Source organism: Streptosporangium sp. NPDC000239, assembly GCF_040300765.1.
Lineage (GTDB): Bacteria > Actinomycetota > Actinomycetes > Streptosporangiales > Streptosporangiaceae > Streptosporangium.
In genome coordinates this window covers 1-17,745 of sequence record NZ_JBEPEI010000014.1, presented here as the reverse complement: position 1 = coordinate 17,745, position 17,745 = coordinate 1, and the positions used below count along the sequence as shown (strand labels likewise).

The 17,745-nt window shown below is 68.6% G+C and carries 15 protein-coding genes and 1 pseudogene; 8 read left to right on the top strand and 8 right to left on the bottom strand.

Annotated elements, in window-relative coordinates:
- Positions 1–42: 42 nt before the first annotated feature.
- Positions 43–837, top strand: a complete 795-nt coding sequence (locus ABT340_RS28685) for an alpha/beta fold hydrolase (protein WP_352014149.1) — start codon at positions 43–45, stop codon at positions 835–837.
- Between the two features lie 414 nt (positions 838–1,251).
- Here the strand turns inward: ABT340_RS28685 and ABT340_RS28680 are convergent.
- The 3 genes and pseudogenes from ABT340_RS28680 to ABT340_RS28670 all read right to left on the bottom strand — a co-directional run.
- Positions 1,252–2,358: pseudogene (locus tag ABT340_RS28680) on the bottom strand (FAD-dependent oxidoreductase); the annotation flags it as partial.
- A 28-nt stretch (positions 2,359–2,386) separates the two neighbouring features.
- Positions 2,387–2,959 (bottom strand): TetR/AcrR family transcriptional regulator, encoded by a 573-nt coding sequence (locus tag ABT340_RS28675; protein ID WP_352013954.1) that lies wholly within the window; start codon positions 2,957–2,959, stop codon positions 2,387–2,389.
- 301 nt (positions 2,960–3,260) lie between these two features.
- Complete coding sequence (locus ABT340_RS28670; RefSeq protein ID WP_352013953.1) at positions 3,261–5,363, bottom strand: HelD family protein; 2,103 nt, start codon at positions 5,361–5,363, stop codon at positions 3,261–3,263.
- 847 nt (positions 5,364–6,210) lie between these two features.
- On the opposite strand from ABT340_RS28670, the gene ABT340_RS28665 reads away from it, so the two are divergent.
- From ABT340_RS28665 to ABT340_RS28650, 4 genes are all read left to right on the top strand, one after another.
- Complete coding sequence (locus ABT340_RS28665) at positions 6,211–8,043, top strand: ABC transporter ATP-binding protein (RefSeq protein ID WP_352013952.1); 1,833 nt, start codon at positions 6,211–6,213, stop codon at positions 8,041–8,043.
- Positions 8,040–9,755, top strand: coding sequence for an ABC transporter ATP-binding protein (locus tag ABT340_RS28660; RefSeq protein WP_352013951.1), 1,716 nt, complete (start codon positions 8,040–8,042; stop codon positions 9,753–9,755). The genes ABT340_RS28665 and ABT340_RS28660 overlap by 4 nt, the downstream gene beginning before the upstream one ends.
- Positions 9,756–9,939: 184 nt before the next feature.
- On the top strand, positions 9,940–10,746 hold the full coding sequence (locus ABT340_RS28655) for an alpha/beta fold hydrolase (RefSeq protein ID WP_352013950.1): 807 nt from the start codon (positions 9,940–9,942) through the stop codon (positions 10,744–10,746).
- Positions 10,747–11,036: 290 nt separating this feature from the next.
- Entirely contained in the window at positions 11,037–11,492 is a 456-nt protein-coding gene (locus tag ABT340_RS28650; RefSeq protein ID WP_352013949.1) for a VOC family protein, read from the top strand.
- Positions 11,493–11,588: 96 nt separating this feature from the next.
- Here the strand turns inward: ABT340_RS28650 and ABT340_RS28645 are convergent, their stop codons facing one another.
- The 4 genes from ABT340_RS28645 to ABT340_RS28630 form a co-directional block, all read right to left on the bottom strand.
- Positions 11,589–13,004, bottom strand: a complete 1,416-nt coding sequence (locus ABT340_RS28645) for an endo-1,4-beta-xylanase (protein ID WP_352013948.1) — start codon at positions 13,002–13,004, stop codon at positions 11,589–11,591.
- A gap of 867 nt (positions 13,005–13,871) precedes the next feature.
- Complete coding sequence (locus tag ABT340_RS28640; protein WP_352013947.1) at positions 13,872–14,075, bottom strand: DUF397 domain-containing protein; 204 nt, start codon at positions 14,073–14,075, stop codon at positions 13,872–13,874.
- Between the two features lie 267 nt (positions 14,076–14,342).
- Complete coding sequence (locus tag ABT340_RS28635; protein WP_352013946.1) at positions 14,343–14,696, bottom strand: hypothetical protein; 354 nt, start codon at positions 14,694–14,696, stop codon at positions 14,343–14,345.
- Positions 14,697–14,835: 139 nt separating this feature from the next.
- Positions 14,836–14,979, bottom strand: a complete 144-nt coding sequence (locus ABT340_RS28630) for a DUF397 domain-containing protein (RefSeq protein ID WP_352013945.1) — start codon at positions 14,977–14,979, stop codon at positions 14,836–14,838.
- Between the two features lie 166 nt (positions 14,980–15,145).
- Here ABT340_RS28630 and ABT340_RS28625 point away from each other — a divergent pair, with 166 nt between their 5' ends.
- On the top strand, positions 15,146–15,589 hold the full coding sequence (locus ABT340_RS28625) for a hypothetical protein (RefSeq protein ID WP_352013944.1): 444 nt from the start codon (positions 15,146–15,148) through the stop codon (positions 15,587–15,589).
- Positions 15,590–15,893: 304 nt separating this feature from the next.
- Here the strand turns inward: ABT340_RS28625 and ABT340_RS28620 are convergent, their stop codons facing one another.
- The gene (locus ABT340_RS28620) at positions 15,894–16,667 is read right to left on the bottom strand and encodes a GntR family transcriptional regulator (protein WP_352013943.1); all 774 of its coding nucleotides are present in this window, start codon (positions 16,665–16,667) and stop codon (positions 15,894–15,896) included.
- Positions 16,668–16,744: 77 nt separating this feature from the next.
- Between ABT340_RS28620 and ABT340_RS28615 the strand changes: the two genes are divergently transcribed.
- Both ABT340_RS28615 and ABT340_RS28610 read left to right on the top strand, forming a co-directional pair.
- Positions 16,745–17,098, top strand: coding sequence for a hypothetical protein (locus ABT340_RS28615; protein WP_352013942.1), 354 nt, complete (start codon positions 16,745–16,747; stop codon positions 17,096–17,098).
- Positions 17,099–17,556: 458 nt separating this feature from the next.
- A partial coding sequence (locus ABT340_RS28610) for a hypothetical protein (protein ID WP_352013941.1) occupies positions 17,557–17,745 on the top strand: 189 nt, incomplete at its 3' end.

Below are 17,745 nucleotides of genomic sequence, written 5' to 3'. Positions count from 1 at the left end.
TGTCACGGCTGGCCGGAGCACGCCTTCTCCTGGCGCCATCAGATGCCCGCCCTCGCCGCGGCGGGTTACCACGTCATCGTCCCGAACCAGCGGGGTTACGGGAATTCATCCCGCCCGGCCGAGGTGACGGACTACGACATCGCACACCTGTCGGGCGATCTCATCGCTCTTCTCGATCACTACGGATACGAAGACGCCACCTTCGTCGGCCATGATTGGGGGGCGGCCGTCGTCTGGGGACTGACCCTGCTGCATCCGGACCGGGTGAACACGGTGATCAACCTGAGCCTGCCCTACCTGGAGCGCGGGGAGAGGCCCTGGATCGAGTCCATGGAAGAGGCGTTCGGCGGCGACTTCTACTTCGTCCACTTCAACCGGCGGCCGGGTGTCGCAGACGCCGTGTTCGAAGAGAACACCTTTCAGTTCCTCCGCAACATCTACCGGAAGAACGAGCCTCCAAGGGAGCCTCGGCCGGGTATGGCGTTGATCGATCTCGCCAGAGCGGAGAAGCCACTCGGTGAGCCCGTGATGAGCGACGGCGAACTGGCCGTTTTCGTCTCCGCCTTCGAGTCGACAGGGTTCACAGGCGGTATGAACTGGTACAGGAACCTTGACCGCAACTGGCACCTGCTGGCGGACGTGGACCCGATCATCCAACAGCCCACACTCATGATCTACGGCGACCGGGACGTGGTCGCGAAGTCCGAAAGACTGACGGATTTCGTACCCAACGCGGAAACGGTCAGCCTGGATTGCGGTCACTGGATCCAGCAGGAGAAGCCGGAGGAAACAAACCAGGTGATCCTGGAGTGGCTGGGCCGGCGGGACGCCACCTGACGGGTGTTCCAGGAGCGCTGTGAGCCGGTCGCCCGACGGCCCGCAGAAGCATGTGCCGGCCATGGACGGAAGGAGAGGTCTCCGGTAGGCCGTTCGACGACCAGGGGGAACGAGACCGGGGACCTCGGGGCGGCACGACCTGACCGACGTGCGGCGGGCGGTGCCGCGGCTCGGACACCGATCGGTCGGCTGGAACACCCGGTGAACGGTCAGTCCGAGAAGATCGCGCGGCGCAGCGGGGGGGATCACGCCGCACATCCGGAAGAACGTCCGTGCGACGGTCCGGACCGTACGGCTGGGCAGGGTGGCCAGGCGCAGGTACATGGTGGCGGCCCGCACGGCGGCGAAGCCGTTCCTCAACATCGCGCGCTCGTACTCGGCGAGGGCGGGCAGCAGGTCGAGTTCGCCCCGGTCGACCGCGACCAACGCGCGGCGCAGCACGTTGGCGTCGTACAGCGCGGCGTTGCCGCCGAGACCGCCGACCGGCGGCATGGAGTGGACGGCGTCGCCCAGCACGGTCACGTTCGTGGTCGTCCACGGCCTCACCCGTTCGGCGGCGGCGAAGTCGAACCGCTCGACGGTGTCCGCGGGCGTCCGGGTGATCAGCTCGCGCAGGCCGGGGTGCCAGTCCGTCAGGCGGGACGCGACCACCTCGCGCAGCCGTTGCCCGCGTTCGCGTTCCTGGGTGCCGGACGGGTCCGTGGGCGACACGCGCCGATGGGCGACGTAGGCCCACATGACGTAGTCGTCGTCCCTGGCGTCCTGGACGAGGAGATCCGGGTCCAGGCCCACGGCCCGCATCCGGTCACCGACACGCTCGACGACGGCCTCGTCCGTCTCCCGGCGGCGGAACACCGCCGTGAACAGGAAGTCCCGTTTCGGCAGGAACATGTTCTTGGCGCTGGTCACCTCCTCGGGCAGCCACGCCGCCCCGTCTTCGAGCCGGAGTTTGCCGCCGATCCCGACGCCGGGTACGGAGGACCGCCGCGCGTGCGGCAACAGTTGCCGCCGCACGCGCGAGTTGGCACCGTCCGCGCCGACCAGCAGGTCGCCGGTGACCGAGGTGCCGTCGGCGAAAAGGGCGGTGACGGTGCCGTCAGGGTTCTGCCGGTAGCCGGTGAACTCCTTGCCGAAGTGGACGATGTCATCCAGACCGGCGAGCAGCAGTCGCCGCAACGTGATCCGGCTGACCGCGTGCGTCCGCTCGGACGGGTCGAGCCCCGCGGGCGGGGCGTCCTCCCGCATCAGTAGCCGCATCCGCTCGGTGAACACCCCCATGCCGGGTCCGGGATCACCGGCGGTGGCCACCAGGATCTGCCAGAGGTGCGGAGGAAGGCAGTCGTGCAGCGCCCGGCTGCCGACCGGTTCGATGTTGAGCCGGTATCCCTGTAACCGGGCGTCGGGCGCGGCGTCGCGTTCGAAGACCGCCACGTCGATCCCGGCGGCGTGCAGGCCCTGGGCCAGGCACAGGCCGCCGATGCCGCCGCCGACGATGACGACCCGGAGCGTACGTGTGGACATGGATGCTCCTCCTGAGAGCGAACCGGAGTCAGGTACGGATCAGTAACCGTTCGAGGAGTTCGAGGACGTCGTCGGCGCGGTCGGAGGCCAGGCTCGCCCCCTTGACGGTGGCGATGACCAACTCCGCCCCCGTCGCCGGATCGACGCCCGGGGCCAGCGCTCCGGCAGCGGCGGCGTCGGTCAGCAGAGTGCGCAGTGAGTTCCGCCAGCCCTCCTCCCTGCCGGCGATGATCTCCCGTAGCTCGGGGTCGCGCCGGGCCCGCAGATCCAGCTCACGCAGGACGATGTGGAGCTCGGGCTGATCGACGATCTTCTGACGGAGCGTGGCCAGGTGGCCCCGCAGCCGCTCGACGGCGCTTCCTTCCGGCGGTGTGGTCGACCAGAACTGCCGGGTGGTGTGGTCCACGACCGCTATCACCAGGTCCTGCTTGGTGGGGAAGTGGTGGTGGATCGACGAGTGGTCGATGCCCACCTGGGCGGCCACGTCGCGCATCCGCAACCGCTCGAACCCGCCTTCGGCCAGACAGCGGTACGCCGCCTGCACCAGCGCGTTCCAACGCTCCGGACCCCCCGGGGGTCTGCCTCGTCGCGTCGTCGCCATGTCCGTCCCCTTTAATCCACCAACCACTTGGTGGATTAATATCAAGGGCGCCGACGGGGTGTCAATACGATCGGCGAAATGAGATCCCGCGGCGCTTCGGGATCAGCCGTTCTCGGCCGTGGACCAACGCTCCCCGGACAGGGCGACAGCCGTCCGATCACCCTCTCGCACGCCGGGTGATCCCCGGCCCGGTGCGGCAACGTTCGACGAGACGCCTGCGGCCGGTGGCTCGTGACCTGCCCTGACCGGCTTTCTGGGCGACGGCCCCGAGCGCCGGCCGTTCGACGTCATGCTTCGCGGTTCACCCTTCGGGCGCCGCCGCTCCGGTGGGGGCGACAGTGCGATCGATCGTGAGCGTGATGAGGCGCTTGGTCGCCCGGGTCTGCGCCACGTAGAGGTCCCGGAGGCCGGCCTCGCTCGCCCCCTCGATCTCGTCCGGGTCGACGATGATCACCGTGTCGAACTCCAGGCCCCGCGCGTCGGGCGCGGCCACGACGGTGGCGTCGCCTCCGAGGGATCTCGGTTCGACCTCCGTCGCGCGCCGAGACGAGACGACGACGCCGACGAGTTCTTCGGGGTGGTCCTCCCGAAGCCGGGCGAGGAGGTCGCCGACGCCGGTGTCGACGTCGGCCTCGGCGACCGTGACGGAGGCCGGGGGTTCGCCGTGGCGGATGGAGCGGGAGAGGCGTTGCGCGGGGGCGATCCGGGCGAGCAGGGGCCCGGTCGCCTCCAGGATCTCGGCGGTCGTGCGGTAGTTGACCGTGAGCGTGTGATGGACGTACCGGTCTGCGACGAACGGCTCCAGCGCGTCCTCCCAGCTCGTGACGGTGGTCGTCGACCCCGTCTGCGCGAGGTCGCCCACGATGGTCATCGAACGGTTCGGGCAGCGACGCATGAGCATCCGCCACCGCATCTCGGAGAGCTGCTGCGCCTCATCGACGACGATGTGCCCGTAGACCCTTTCCGGAGGCCCGTCGACGAGCGCTCGCGCCTCGTCCAGCAACGGGAGGTCCGCGCCGCTCCACCCCGCCCTTACTCCCTCGACGATCGAGTCGATGTCTTCTTCGGTGAGCTCGGCGAACGCGTGGGCGAGCGCACCGGGATCAGAGAGCAGGCCGCGCAGGACGTCCTCCGCGCGAAGGCGGGGCCAGACCGTGTCGACCATCCGGTCGACGTCGGCGTCACCGAGGAGGTCGTCCCGGATGCGGTCCCAGTCGATGTCGAGCCCGTCCTCCTCCGGCTCTGGATCTCCCGGGCGGTGCGCGAACATGCGATCGAGGTCGATTCCGCTGAGTTCCCTGAGCTCGTCCTCGAAGTCCGCGATCTCTTTCGCGGTCTGCTGCTCCAGTTCGTTCACGAGTTCGTCGACGATGTACTCAAGGAACAGTTCCCTCGCGCGGTTGTGACCGATACCGCCCTGCAGGGCGCCGCGTCGGGCGGCGTCGACGCGCGTGGAGTCCAAGGTGACGCTGCCGTGCGCCGTGGTGAGCGGCAGGGGCACGCCGTACGGCTCTCGCGCCCGGACCCGCCGCGCGAGCGCCTCGGCGAAGCGCGCGCGTCCTTTGACGCGGGCGATCGCCTCCGGCTCGGTTCTCGTCGCCTCGACCCCCACGAGATCAGGCGCCGTGGCCAACTCGACGTCGTTCTCACCGAGCGATGGCAGCACGTTGGAGATGTAGGCCAGGAAGCGTCTGTTCGGGCCGAAGACGAGCACGCCGCGCTCCGCGATCGCGGGAAACGCGTACAGCACGTACGCCGCCCGATGCAGGGCGACGATGGTCTTGCCCGTTCCGGGGCCGCCGTCGACGACCGTGATCCCGCGATGCTCGGACCTGACGATCTCGTCCTGCTCCCGCTGCAGGGTCGAGGCGGCCTCGCGCATACGCCCCGTCCGCGCCCCGCTCAACGCCGAAACGAGAGGGCCGTCGCCGACGACGTCCTCGGCGGTCGGGTCGGTCCCGTCGAGGATCTCGTCGGTGACGTCGACGACCCGGCGATCCTCGACGCGCAGGTGACGACGACGACGCAACCCCAGCGGTGAGGCCATCGTGGCCGCGTAGAAGGGCCGCGCGGCCTCGGCCCGCCAGTCCACCAGCAGTATCTCGCCCGACTCGGAACGCAGTCCGATGCGGCCGACGTGCAAGGACGCGCCGCCTTCTGAACCGTCGATGCGCCCGAAGCACAGAGACCGCTCAGCCAACCGGAGCCGACCGATGACCCCGGCCAGCCGTGAGACTTCCGCGTCTCTCGCCTGATGACCTTCCGGGCCCTCGGCCGGAGCGGCCATCACCTTCTCCCGCGCCGCGACGCTCTCGGCCTCCTCCGCGTCAAGACGCGCGTACATCACCTCGATCGAACGCTGCTCGTCCGCGATCTGCCCCACCTTGCCGGCGACCGTGTCCACCACCGGTGCTCCCCTCGTCGGGCGTCCATCTTGGGGGGCGAGTTCGTCAAAGACAAATTTGACTTTCCCGGCGGAATTTGGCCTTCTGACCAGCCTTTACGAGGAACGCGTGACACCGTGCCAAGGCATGAACGCGCTTGTCGCGCAACCGCTCGCGAGGGGACACCTCCCGACGAGCGAGCCGGACGACGCGTCACCGACCCGGCCCGCGCCTCGACCCGGACCTGATCCTGCACGCCGGTCGGCAGCCGGCCGAGCAGCTGGGCTGCGAGCTGGTTCTCCGCGAGTACTACGAGTGAACCAAGGACCTCCACCCCCACGACGTCCCCGGAATCGGAGCGACCGGCAACGACTGAGGACCTGCGATCGGTTACGTGGTGACTGGGGACACGTTCGGTTGTGACCTCATGTCGCAACCGAAGACGCTCCCAAGTCGCGGCTAGAGGAACATTTGTCCAATCCGCCGACGTGCGCCAGCGGCGACAGTGGGCCCATGGCCATTCCTGACGGCACCCCGGGGGGTTCGATCCCGGCCCTGGACGACGGAGACGTCTACGTGTGCCAGGACGGCACCCACGTGCCCCCGCACTCGTCCTCCCCGATGAGTCCTCCGTCCACTTGCGCCAAGTCGGCGAGACCAACGCGAGGAGAAGACTCACGGACTCCGGCTGGGACGGCCGGCGGCTGATGGCCTTCCAACGGCCGTCGCCCTGCCGCGAGGCAGCCGCCTGGAGATGCGGACCGGAGCCTGTAAGCCCAAGCCGGCCCGCTCGCACCCCGCCCTTTCATTCACCGTCGGCTCGGCCACGGACCGGGTCGTGACGAGATCGACGAAGACCGGAGAACGATGACCATCACCACCGACCTCGCTCAGACGATCGAGCAACCGGACGCCGATTCTGCGGCGGGACAGAGCATGACACGGCTGTTGCGCCCTCATTTGCGGAGTTTCGCGGCCGTGGTGATCCTGCAGGTCATCGGCGCGCTCGCGGGTCTGGCCCCGCTGCTGGCGGTCGTCGAACTGGGCCGTACCCTGCTGTCGCCCGGCCCGATCGACCACGTTCACGTCTGGACCGTGGTGATCGCGGGTGCGGCCGGCCTGCTCATCCGGCTGCTGTGCACCGCCGCATCGTCGGGAATCGGACATGTTCTCGACAGCCGGGTGCAACTGACGTTTCGCCGACAGCTGGCCGCGTCGCTGGGACGCGTCCCGATCGGCTGGTTCTCCCGGCGCCGCACCGGCGAGCTGGCCAAGGTGGTGGGCGAGGACGTGAGCGCCGTGCACCCGTTCATCGCCCACGCTCCCGGCGAACTCGTCGCCGCGTTCGTGGTGCCGCTGGTGTCGCTGGTCTACCTGTTCACCGTCGACTGGCGGCTCACGCTGATCACGCTGATCCCTGTGGTGATGGCGACAGCGCTGGTTCCGCTGCTGATGCTGCCCGCCAGGACGCGCGAGCAGGAGGCCTACGACGCGGCCATGGGGCGGATCGCCAGTTCCGTCGTCGAGTTCGTGCAAGGCATCTCGGTGGTCAAGGCGTTCGGCGGAGGCGAGCGCGCCCACCGCGCGTTCCTGACGGCCGCCGACGACTTCGTCAGCATCTTCTCCCGCTGGGTGCGCGGCATGTCCGTGATCGCCGCCGGGATGCAGCTGGCGCTGTCGCCGCCGTTCGTGCTGCTGGTCGTGCTGGTCGGCGGCACGGCACTGATCACCTCCGGCGGCCTGGCTCCAGCGGATCTGCTGCCGTTCCTGCTGCTCGGGCTGGGACTGACCGCTCCGGTGGCGGCGCTCGGGCACGGCTTCGACGACCTGCAGGCCGCCGGCCGTGCGGTCGGCCGGATCAAAGACGTGCTCGCGGTCCGGCCACTGCCCGAGCCCGTCCACCCGCGTCCGCCGCAGGGGCACCGGGTGGAACTGCGCGACGTCCGCTTCGCCTACGAGGTCGATGGTGGGGCAGGTCACGAGGTGCTGCGCGGCATCGACCTGGTGCTGGAGCCGGGGACGGTCACCGCGATCGTCGGGCGGTCGGGAAGCGGGAAGTCCACACTGGTTCAGCTGTTGCCGCGGTTCTTCGACCCCACTCACGGCTCGGTCCTGCTTGGCGGCGTCGATCTGCGTGAGATCGGCAGCCGGGAGCTGTATCGGCAGGTGTCCTTCGTTTTCCAGGACGTCCGTCTGCTGCGTGTCTCGGTCGCTGACAACATCGCGCTGGCGGTGCCGCGGGCAGGCCGCGACGACGTGATCCGCGCCGCCCGGCTGGCCGGCATCCATGACCGCATCCTCCAACTGCCGCGCGGATACGACACGGTGCTCGGTGAAGAGACCAAGCTGTCCGGAGGCGAGGCGCAGCGAATCTCGATCGCCCGCGCGCTGCTGGCCGACACGCCCGTTCTGGTGCTGGACGAAGCGACCTCCTTCGCCGACCCGCAGACCGAACAGGCGGTCCGTCGGGCCCTGGCGACGCTGAGCGGCGACCGGACGATCGTCGTCATCGCCCACCGGCTGGAGACGATCGCCGACGCCGACACCGTCGTGGTGCTGGAGGACGGAGCGATCGCCGAACGCGGCAGACCCGCCGACCTGCTGGCACGGGGTGGAAGGTTCGCAGCGTTCTGGCGATCCCACCAATCCGCCGAGTTCGAAACCCACGGTGGCGTACTGCGAGGAGACGAGCCCCGATGATCCGAATGCTGTTGCGCGTGCTCGGAGACGAGTACGCCCGGGCGATGAGCCGAACCGTGATCCTGATGACGATCACCGCGGTGGTCGAAGGCCTGTCCTACGCGCTGCTGGTCCCGGTGCTGCGGGCGCTGCTCGGCGGCACGCCCGCGAACGCCGTGCCCTGGCTGGTCGCGTTCGGGGCCGCGGTCGCCCTCTACGCCGTGTTGCGTTACATCAGCGACTTGTCCGGCATGCGGGTCGGGACCACCATGTTGCGCGGCATGTATCACCGGCTCGGCCGGCATCTGGCCCGCCTCCCCCTCGGCTGGTACAACGCCGCTCGAATCGGTGAGGTGTCCGCCCTGGCGGGTCGCGGCCTCCTGCAGGCCATGGGCGTGGCCGCGCATCTGCTGGCGCCGTTCATCTCCGCCCTGGTCACACCCCTGACCATCGTGGCCGTGATGACCGCCTTCAACTGGCGGATGGGGCTGGCCGCGTTGCTCGCCGTACCCGTCGTGGCGGCGATCCAGGCCTGGACGGCACGCGCGACGGCCGCCGCCGACGCCGAGCGTCACGAACGCGACCAGGAGGCCGGCGGGCGCGTCATCGAATTCCTCCAAGCCCAGCCGGTGCTGCGGGCCGGCGGCCGGACCGGCGAACGCTTCCAGCTGCTCGACGACTCGTTGCTGGACGCCCAGCGCGCCTCCCGCCGTACCGTGCTGGCGACACTGCCCAGTGCCGTGGGGCTGACGCTCACCGTGCAGGCGATCTTCACCGGGCTACTGGTCCTGGGCGCCTACCTCGCGCTCGGCGGGAACATCGGCGCGGCGGACATCCTGGCGATCCTGGTGCTGGCCGCCCGCTGCGCCGACCCGCTGCTGTCGCTGTCGGACATCGGCGGCAAACTCCGCGGCGCGCGTTCGGAGCTGGCCAGACTTGAGGCGTTGCTGCGCACCGAGCCGCTGCGGGAACCCCGTGAGCCGATCCAGCCGACGCACCACGGCCTGGAGTTCGACGCCGTCGCCTTCCGGCACGGCGAGCTCACGGTGTTCGACGAGGTGTCGCTCACCGTCCCCGAGGGACAGCGGCTCGCGGTCGTCGGGCCGTCCGGCGCGGGCAAGAGCACGTTGCTGCAGCTGCTGGCGCGCTTCTACGACGTGGACGCCGGCGCGGTGCGCGTGGGAGGCGTGGACGTGCGCGAGATCAGCACCGAGGCGTTGATGGCGCGCATCGCCGTTGTCTTCCAGGACGTCTATCTCTTCGACGGCACGATCGAGGAGAACGTGCGCCTGGGCCGTCCCGACGCGAGCGTCGCCGAGGTGCGGGCGGCGGCGACCGCAGCACGGCTGGACGAGGTGATCGAGCGACTGGACGGCGGATGGGCGGCGAACGTCGGCGAGGGCGGCGCACTGCTGTCAGGTGGTGAGCGCCAGCGTGTCTCGATCGCGCGGGCGTTGCTGAAGAACGCACCCATCGTGCTGCTGGACGAGGTGACCTCGGCGCTGGACCCGGTCAACGAGGCGGCCGTCCACGAAGGCATCCAGCGCCTGATGGCGGGCCGGACGGTGGTGATGGTGGCGCATCGGATGCGGACCGTCCGGCGCGCCGACCGCATCGTCTTTCTGGACGGCGGCCGGATCGTGGAGGAAGGCAGCCACGACGAACTGCTCGACCGCGGTGGCCGCTACGCCGGCTTCTGGAACATCTCCATGGCTCCCGCCGCGCGGGAATGAGCCCCGCCGGGCCCGTGTTCCGGCCTTGGGGCCTTGGGGCCTTGGGGCCTTGGGGCCTTGGGGCCTTGGGGCCTTGGGGCCTTGGGGCCTTGGTACAGCCGTCATGGTGACGGCCGCCCGGGTTTCGACTCCGCGGGAACATTTGTCCAAGACCGGCGGCTGGCTGCCCGTGCACAGTCTCCCCATGAGTCAATACGACATTGAGCACTCGCATGGGATGCACGTGGTCCATGACGGCCCGCGGCAGGCACCGCCGTTGCTGCTCATCCACGGGTCGGGGGCCTCGGGCGGTTTCTGGGGCCCGGTGGTCCCGGCGCTGGCCGGCCACCATCATGTCATCCGGGTCGATCTGCCGGGTTGCGGCCAGTCCCCGCCCGCGCCGTCGTACGACGTGCCCGCGCAGGCGGGTCAGGTGGCGGCGTTGCTGGACGACCATGGGCTTCGTCATGTCGCCGTGGTCGGGCACTCCAGCGGCGGCTACGTCGCCACCGCGCTCGCCGAGCAACGTCCCGACCTCGTGGGTTCGCTTTCGTTGATCAGTAGCGGCCCGAGTCCGGACGCGCTCCTTCGGCAGCCGTTCATTCTTCGGGTGCTGCTGGCCCCGCCGTTGGGCCCGCTCATTTGGCCGAGGCGTTCGGATGCGATGATCCGCAAGGGGATCAGCGCGATGGCCGTTCGCCCGGTGGACCTCCCGGACGACGTGGTCGCCGACGTACGGGGCATCACCTACCGCGTGATGAGGACGGTGCTGCGCCAGAACACCGCCTACATCGCCGAACGGAGCGTGCCCGAGCGTCTGGCCGCCCTCGGGGTCCCCGTACAGGTGATCTTCGGCGCTGCGGACCCCCGCTGGGAGCCGTCCTCGGCACACCGGTACGATGCGGTGCCGAACACACGGGTCGAGCTGCTACCCGGCGTCGGGCACCTGCCCATGGTGGAAGCGCCCGAGAAGGTCGGCGAACTGCTGCTGCGCTTCACGGCAACGGCCTGATGGGTAGGCCGCGGTATGGCCGAGCGCGTGCAGTGTCGCCGAGGTGCCCGCGCGCTCGTTGACCCGCTCGACATGCGGATAGGTCAACGGCCGGGCCGTCCACCTTCACGGGGTTCCACGCCTTCCATTCGGAGGCGCTGAAGGTCAGGGCGGGGGTTCTTGCCGTCGCGGACGGCGACCAGGCCGGGGAGGTCGGTGGCGACCTCGACGTGGTTGTCGTGGGCGCGGGGCTCGGCGCCGGTCAGGTCAGCGTTGATCGTCTGTCGGACCTGTCTGGGACGCTCCCGCGCATGGACATGACACTGCAACTGACGATCGACTGCTCCGATCCGCAGAGAATGGTGACCTTCTGGGCCGAGGCCCTGGGTTACGTGCCTGAGCCTCCGCCAGGTGGGCACGCCACCTGGCGTGCCTACTGGGCGGCGATGGGGGTGCCCGAGGCGGAGCTGCCGGCCGGTGCCGGGGACGTTCCGGAGTCGATCATCGACCCCGAGGGACGTGGGCCGAGGGTGTGGTTTCAGCAGGTTCCGGAGCCGAAGGTCGCCAAGAACCGTTGGCACTTCGACCTGAAGGTCGGCGGGGGCCGTGACGTTCCGTTGGACGTCCGTGCGGGGCGGGTCAGGGCCACGGTGGAACGGCTGGTCGAAGCCGGTGCCACCGTGCTGCGCATCAAGGACGAGCCGGACATGGGTCTCTACGCAGCCGCCATGCAGGACCCCGAGGGCAACGAGTTCGACATCGTCTGAGGGTCCGTCGCGACGGTGCCGGTCACCGTCGCTCGTTCACGGACGACTCGCGCGGTCCACCCGCGCCCGGCGCCGAGAACCGGGGCTCTTTCGGGCCTACGGGTGTCCCGGCATGTCGGTCAGCTCCCAGACCGGGGTGCCCGAGCACGGCGCCTGTTCGAGTACGGCTCCCGCGGCGGTGCTCCGGTCCCTGACCACGACGCACCTGGAGCTGCGCAGGGACACGAGCTGGTGCCCGTCCCCCGAAGGACGCACCTCGAACCGCTGGTCGTCGCCGGAGGACGGGCACGGGGTGCGGGTCAGGGCGTTCTGGGACCCCGCTGTGAGGCACCAATATCCGGTCGGGTCGGTGATCTGGTAGGTCTTCGTCGCCACGCGGTGGAACAGCAGCCGCTGGTCCTTCCCGCACACCGCCTGGACGGCCTGCGTGCCGGAGAGGGACAGGCACCTGCCGGAATGGCTCGCGACGGCGTTCGAGGTGAAGTCCCGGTCCTTCAGTCCAGCTCGTAGCCGGAGGTAGGCGGGTTTCTTGGCCAGTTTCTCGTCCAGAGGGTGGGCCGCGCCCCAGCCGGGAACCGAGGACGGCACCCATGAGTACCTGTCGGTGAGACTCCACATGGTCAGGGACACACAGCGGGCGACGGCGAGGCACGCCTCGGCGGCCCGGCGGTAGACCTCGCCCTGGGCGGCCAGCCTGCTGTCGTCCACCGGCAGCTTGAGCCGGACGTCCAGCTCGGTGACGGCCACGTCGACGCCCAGCCCGGCGAACAACTGCAGAGTGCTCCTGAGCTGCGTCAGCGGGAGCGGCTCCGACGCCGACTCCTTGATCATGGCGTGGGTCTGGAAACCGACGCCGTCGATCGGCACGCCCTGCGCCCGCAGGTCGCGTACCAGGTTGTAGAGACCGGCGCGCTTGGGGTTGTTCCACTCGGCGTTGTAGTCGTTGATGTAGAGCTTGGCGGAGGGATCGGCGGCCCTGGCCCACCGGAAGGCGTCGGCGATGTAGCCGGGACCCAGTCGCCTGAGCCAGATGGACTGCCTGAGGGTGCCGTCCTCCGCGAGGACCTCGTTGACGACGTCCCACACGGCGACCCGTCCGGCGTAACGCTTGACGGTGGTCTCGACGTGCCGCTGGAGCGCGGCGCGCAGTTCCTGGTCGCTGAGTGAGCCGTCGCTGACCCAGGTGGGCAGACCGCCGTGCCAGACGAGGGTGTGACCGCGGACCATCTGGTTGTTCTCCTGGGCGAAGGAGACGACGGCGTCCGCCTTGGCCCAGGTGTGCACGCCGGGTTCGGGCTCCACGTTCCCCCATTTCATGGCGTTCTCGGGGGTCACGCTGTTGAACTCGTATTTGAGCTTGTCGCGGTAACCGTTGTCGGTCTCCAGGGCGCGGTCGTTGACGGCCGCCCCGACGCGCAGGTTCCGGGCCGCCGCCACGGTGCGCAGGGTCTCCTCAGCGGCGGAGGCGGGGACGGCGACCGTCGCCATGACGCCAAGCAGAACGGCGCTCATACCGGCCAGGGACAAGAGGGGTAGTTTCATCTCTTCTTTCGCAGTCGGATCACAAGCCGGAGGCTCGTGGTTTGAGGCTGGGCGCCGGTCTCGGCCGGCTTCTTCACGGCCTCGTGGTGCTTGCCCCTTCTGGGGTCGCAGCCGTCCCGGACGATACTGATCAACAGCGCGCGGCGCGACGTCAGCGCGTCGGAGGCCATCACGGTGCCGTGCGCGCCCCGGTAGCCGGTGCCAGACGGGCGTCGCAGACGAGGCCGGAGCCGGTGGTCACCCGTCAGGAGCCGGTCGGAGGCTTCCCGCAGGCGGACGCCGGAATCGACCGGCCGACTTCCCATCGCTCATCATGATCAGTTGAACGCCGCCCACCTGTACGGGGTTCCACGTTTTCGGCTGCGCGGCCTTGGTCCTCACCGTGAGAGCCGGTCACAACCCACGCGACCCCTCGGCGCCGTACGGCACAGCGAGGCCGCCGATTCAGCCGGGGAACGTCGTGAACCCTTCAGGGTGATGAGGGACGCCAACCGACATCGTGGATGCGGATCTCGTCGGAGAGTTGCGAACCCTTCAGGGTGATGAGGGACGCGGCCCGTACGCTCCAGGGCGGCATCGCCGAGATGGCGTTGCGAACCCTTCAGGGTGATGAGGGACCCTTCGTCCGCACCGTCACCCAGCTCACAGAGGGGTTGCGAACCCTTCAGGGTGATGAGGGACCCGAGAGTAAAGCCCCAGGTCAGGTGGGTTTGCGCAAGGGCGGGGCGAGCTGATTCTGCGGCGGTCCGGCGGTAGTGCAGAGGTGCAGGTCAGAGCGTTGATCATCTTTGGGTACGGCCTCGGGGGCGGCCCTGTCCATGATGACGGGCTCGCCGGTCAGGAGTCGAACGTTTCGAGTTTTATGTCGCCTATGAAGGCGTTCCATTCGGAGGCGCTGAAGGTCAGGGCGGGGCCGGAGGGGTTTTTGCTGTCGCGGACAGCGACGAGGCCGGGGAGGTTGGTGGCGACCTCTACGCATTGCCCGTTGGCTCCGCTGAGGCTGCTCTTGTGGAACTCGGCGCTGGACAGGTCAGAGGACATGGGGTTCCTCGCCTTCGGGCAGGAGGTCGCCGCCCATGCAGCCTCTCGATGCCGTACGGGCACAACGAGGCCGAGAGGTTGGGCATCGAAGGCGCCGATTCGGTTGGGGAACGTTGTGAACGAGAAACTGCCAAGACCTGTGGATTCGCGATCCCCTGCGACGTCCGCCTCCCCGCACAGGGGCCGGATGGAGGGCAGGTGCTTGCGAGGCATGTTCGGCAGAGCGCCTTGGAACGATCAGCACCTGGCGGCGGACATGCCGACTCGTCAGGACGGTTCGTGGGCCAGTCGTTTGAGTGCAACGATCTGACTGCCTGCGAAACCAGCGACATCTGCCGCGACCGTTGCGAGAGTGAGCAGGACAAGCACACTCGCCGCCGTCGCAGACGCGACGGCGAGCACGCATGCCGCAAGCAGATTCGCCAGAAGCACCAGGCGAAGGCTCCCCATCGAAGGACGGAGACTGAGCCGCCACACGACACCGGACCACAGCACGACGGCCACACCGATGCCGCCGACGACAAGTGCCGGCAGCCTCACCGCAGGTGCGGTCAGGGGCGCGGTCGAAGCGATCACCACCCCGACGAGCAGGCAATAGAGCGCATCAGCGCGGAGACTCAACCGACCAAGCCGACTCCCAGACATACGCAGAGGCTAACGCTCGCCCGTCATGGACGTACAGCCCAAGATCTTTGCCTGCGAGCATCTCGTCCAGGCGCAGGTGACCGTCCCCCGTTCGTTGGCGTGGCCCTTGCCCGGATCACATCAGGGCGGGGCCGGAGGGGTTCTTGCTGTCGCGGACGGCGACCAGGCCGGGGAGGTTGGTGGCGACCTCTACGCATTGCCCGTTGGCTCCGCTGAGGCTGCTCTTGCGGAACTCGGCGTTGGACAGGCCAGGGGACATGGCTGCTCCCCGCCTTCTCGGGGAACCTGATTCCCGCCGTACGAACAAGACCTCGGCCTGTGAATGGTGCCAGGATCCTTGGGAGTGAAAGTGGTCAGGCGCCGAAGGCGCCGATTGGTGTCCCCGGTTCCCCGGGCCGACCGGGCTCCTACCCATCAACAGACCGGTGGCGACGGACGTGCTCTTGGCGCTCATCGCGGAGGCGGTTGCCCGGACACTGCAAAAATCGCGGACTGTGGATGATCCGCACTTTTGTGAAGAGAACGAGCCGACCGTCGCAGCGGTGGAGCGATGGCGGCGCGATCGATCCGGTGCTCTGGCCGCTGACGGGATCGCCCTTACCGTGAAGGGTCCGTTCGACGCCCTCGGCATGGATCCCGTCTACGTCCTTCAGTTGGAGCGGGCTTCGATTGAGTGTGTGATCGCGGTCTTCCGGGGCGGCATATTGGACGTGACACGCGTTGACTGGGATGACCAGTCGATAGAGCATGAAGGCGTCCAGGTCACCTCTGCCGCCGAACTGGCGGAGGCGCTGGATCGGATCGTCTGGAAACAGCGGCGAGGCGGTTCTGAAGGTCATGGTTTTCGGCGCTCGCACCCTGGCGTTTGATCACCTCGGGGTTCGCGGCCTGGGTGATCCCCCGAAACCGTGGAGTCCATGATCTTCATCTATGCGAGTCGGGTGGCCATTGAGGACAGGTAGCCCTGCGTCGTGTTGACATCCAAGGCTTTCGTCTGGACCCGGTCTCACCCGAGCGTAGAACTCACGACACCGTTGTCCACAGGCGAACAGGTGAATGTGGGCGTACGGCAAGGCCGCAGGAGCCCAAGAAACCCTTGGACGGGAGGCACTACCTCGCGCTGGTGCGGCAGGGGCTGGGCAACCGGTAAACGCGCCTGATCGTGGGGGTGTCTCAGGTCTGCGGTATTTCGTCGATCGCTGTGCCGTAGATCACCTGGTACCGGTCCACGGGGATCACGATGTCGGCGGTTTCGACGGGTTGTTCGTCGGCCCAGTAGGTGCGCTCGATGGTGAGGACGATCGAGCCCGGCGCCGTCCGCAGACGGGTCGCTTCGGTGGTCAGCACCATCCGGGCGGATACGGCCTCGGCGGAGTGGGTGATGCGTATGCCGATGGCCATCATGCGTTCGACGACGCCACGTCCGGCGTAGGGGCCGTCCTCGGGCAGGACGATGGGTGTTCCCTTGGTCAGGGCGAAGGGTTCCCAGCTTGTGGAGAGCATCACCGGTTCGTCGTCGGCGGTGAACACGTAGTCGGTTCTGATCGCGTCCGGGCCGTTGTCGGTCTCTGGGAGCAGCAGTCTTTGCCGTACGGCGGGCGGTGCGGTCTCGGTGTGGCTGCTGTACTGCCAGCCGCCGTTGACTCCTTGGGCTCTCATCTCGGCGGCGAAGGGGCTGCCGCCGCGCAGGGAGCGATGCCAGGAGCGGACGAGTCTTCGGAGAGTGGGGCGTTCCCGAACGAACGTCCCCGCTCCTGGACGTGCGACGGCGTGCCCCTCGACGACCAGCGTCCGGATGACCTTCCGCGCGACACCATCGGAAACCCCGAACTGCCGGGCGATTTCCGTCTGTGAGGGAAGGGCGGCTCCGGGGGCCAGTTCGCCATTGACGATCTGCTGGCGGAGCTGGTCCGCGATAGCGAGGTACAGGGCTCCTGACTGATCCACGATTCCAGCTTGACAGCAGGCTATCTTGCTCAGCAAGCTGGGTACCCTGAAGGCAAGCAGGATACCTAGGAGGGTCGGTGTATGAAGCCACGATTCCCGCCCGGCCAGAGATGGTGGAAACCATCCAAGCTTGGGCGCGCAACCTTGCTCTAGCCGCTCATCTCGACCTCGCTGATGCGGTTCAACAGGTGGCCGCAGCTCTTACCGAGGATGCGGTTCGGCGGAATCAGCCCACGGCGACCGTGACCGTGCAGATGACGCTTTGGGAGACCGGGCTGCGCCTTGAAGTGCGGGATCCCGGAGAGAACGACCAGGTCGAAAGCGAAGGTGTCGCAGTCGTATCCCGACTCGCACGCGCATTCGGCACAAGCAAGAACAGGACTGGCCACCTGGCATGGGCCGAGATCGGCAGAGAACCCAACACGCCCTGACCAGTCAAGACGAACTCGCCACATCGAAAACGGACCTGCCCGACGGTTGCGACGTCGGGACAGGTCCTTGATCAGGAAGGTGACTCCTGACGTGAGCAAGAGTAATGCCCGGGACTCCAACTCGGGCACGTCGATCCGGGATGGCTGCGGCTGTTTCGCCGGTGCCGTACCTCTGCCCATGGGATGTGCCCGCTGTGGCCATTCCCCCTACGCCCATGGCTGTTCGCAGCAGGACGGGCACGAGTACGCGCAGCCGTCCGGGGTGTTGATGGACGCCCGTCTCCAGGCGCGTCGTGTGTACGGCCCGCAGTTCCTTCCCGCTCCCCGGCCTCCGGTTGAGGTGGCGCCCGCTGAGGTGGTTCCGTTGGTGCCCGCCCAGCGGCGTCCCGAGCTTGACCCCGATCCTGAGGCGCCCGCGATGGCCCCGGCCGCGAAGGCCGTACCGGGTGGTCCTGTGGATGAGACCGGCCCGGATTGTGGGCTGGTGCCTGGTCGGCGTCGTCCTGCTCCTGAGCCGGGAGTGGCCGCGACCGCCGTACGGGAAGGCCCTGCGGATTCCGGGCCGGGGGCGTCTGCGGTGGTTCCGGATGGTCCTGTGGAGGAGGGCGGCACTTCTGGGCCGGTGCCTGTGGACAGGCCGGTCGCCG

Coding starts and splice junctions, on each gene's coding strand:
- ABT340_RS28685 (WP_352014149.1), top strand. CDS start 43: ATGCCCGCCCTCGCCGCGGCGGGTTACCACGTCATCGTCCCGAACCAG.
- ABT340_RS28675 (WP_352013954.1), bottom strand. CDS start 2,959: ATGGCGACGACGCGACGAGGCAGACCCCCGGGGGGTCCGGAGCGTTGG.
- ABT340_RS28665 (WP_352013952.1), top strand. CDS start 6,211: ATGACCATCACCACCGACCTCGCTCAGACGATCGAGCAACCGGACGCC.
- ABT340_RS28660 (WP_352013951.1), top strand. CDS start 8,040: ATGATCCGAATGCTGTTGCGCGTGCTCGGAGACGAGTACGCCCGGGCG.
- ABT340_RS28655 (WP_352013950.1), top strand. CDS start 9,940: ATGAGTCAATACGACATTGAGCACTCGCATGGGATGCACGTGGTCCAT.
- ABT340_RS28650 (WP_352013949.1), top strand. CDS start 11,037: ATGGACATGACACTGCAACTGACGATCGACTGCTCCGATCCGCAGAGA.
- ABT340_RS28645 (WP_352013948.1), bottom strand. CDS start 13,004: ATGAGCGCCGTTCTGCTTGGCGTCATGGCGACGGTCGCCGTCCCCGCC.
- ABT340_RS28640 (WP_352013947.1), bottom strand. CDS start 14,075: ATGTCCTCTGACCTGTCCAGCGCCGAGTTCCACAAGAGCAGCCTCAGC.
- ABT340_RS28630 (WP_352013945.1), bottom strand. CDS start 14,979: ATGTCCCCTGGCCTGTCCAACGCCGAGTTCCGCAAGAGCAGCCTCAGC.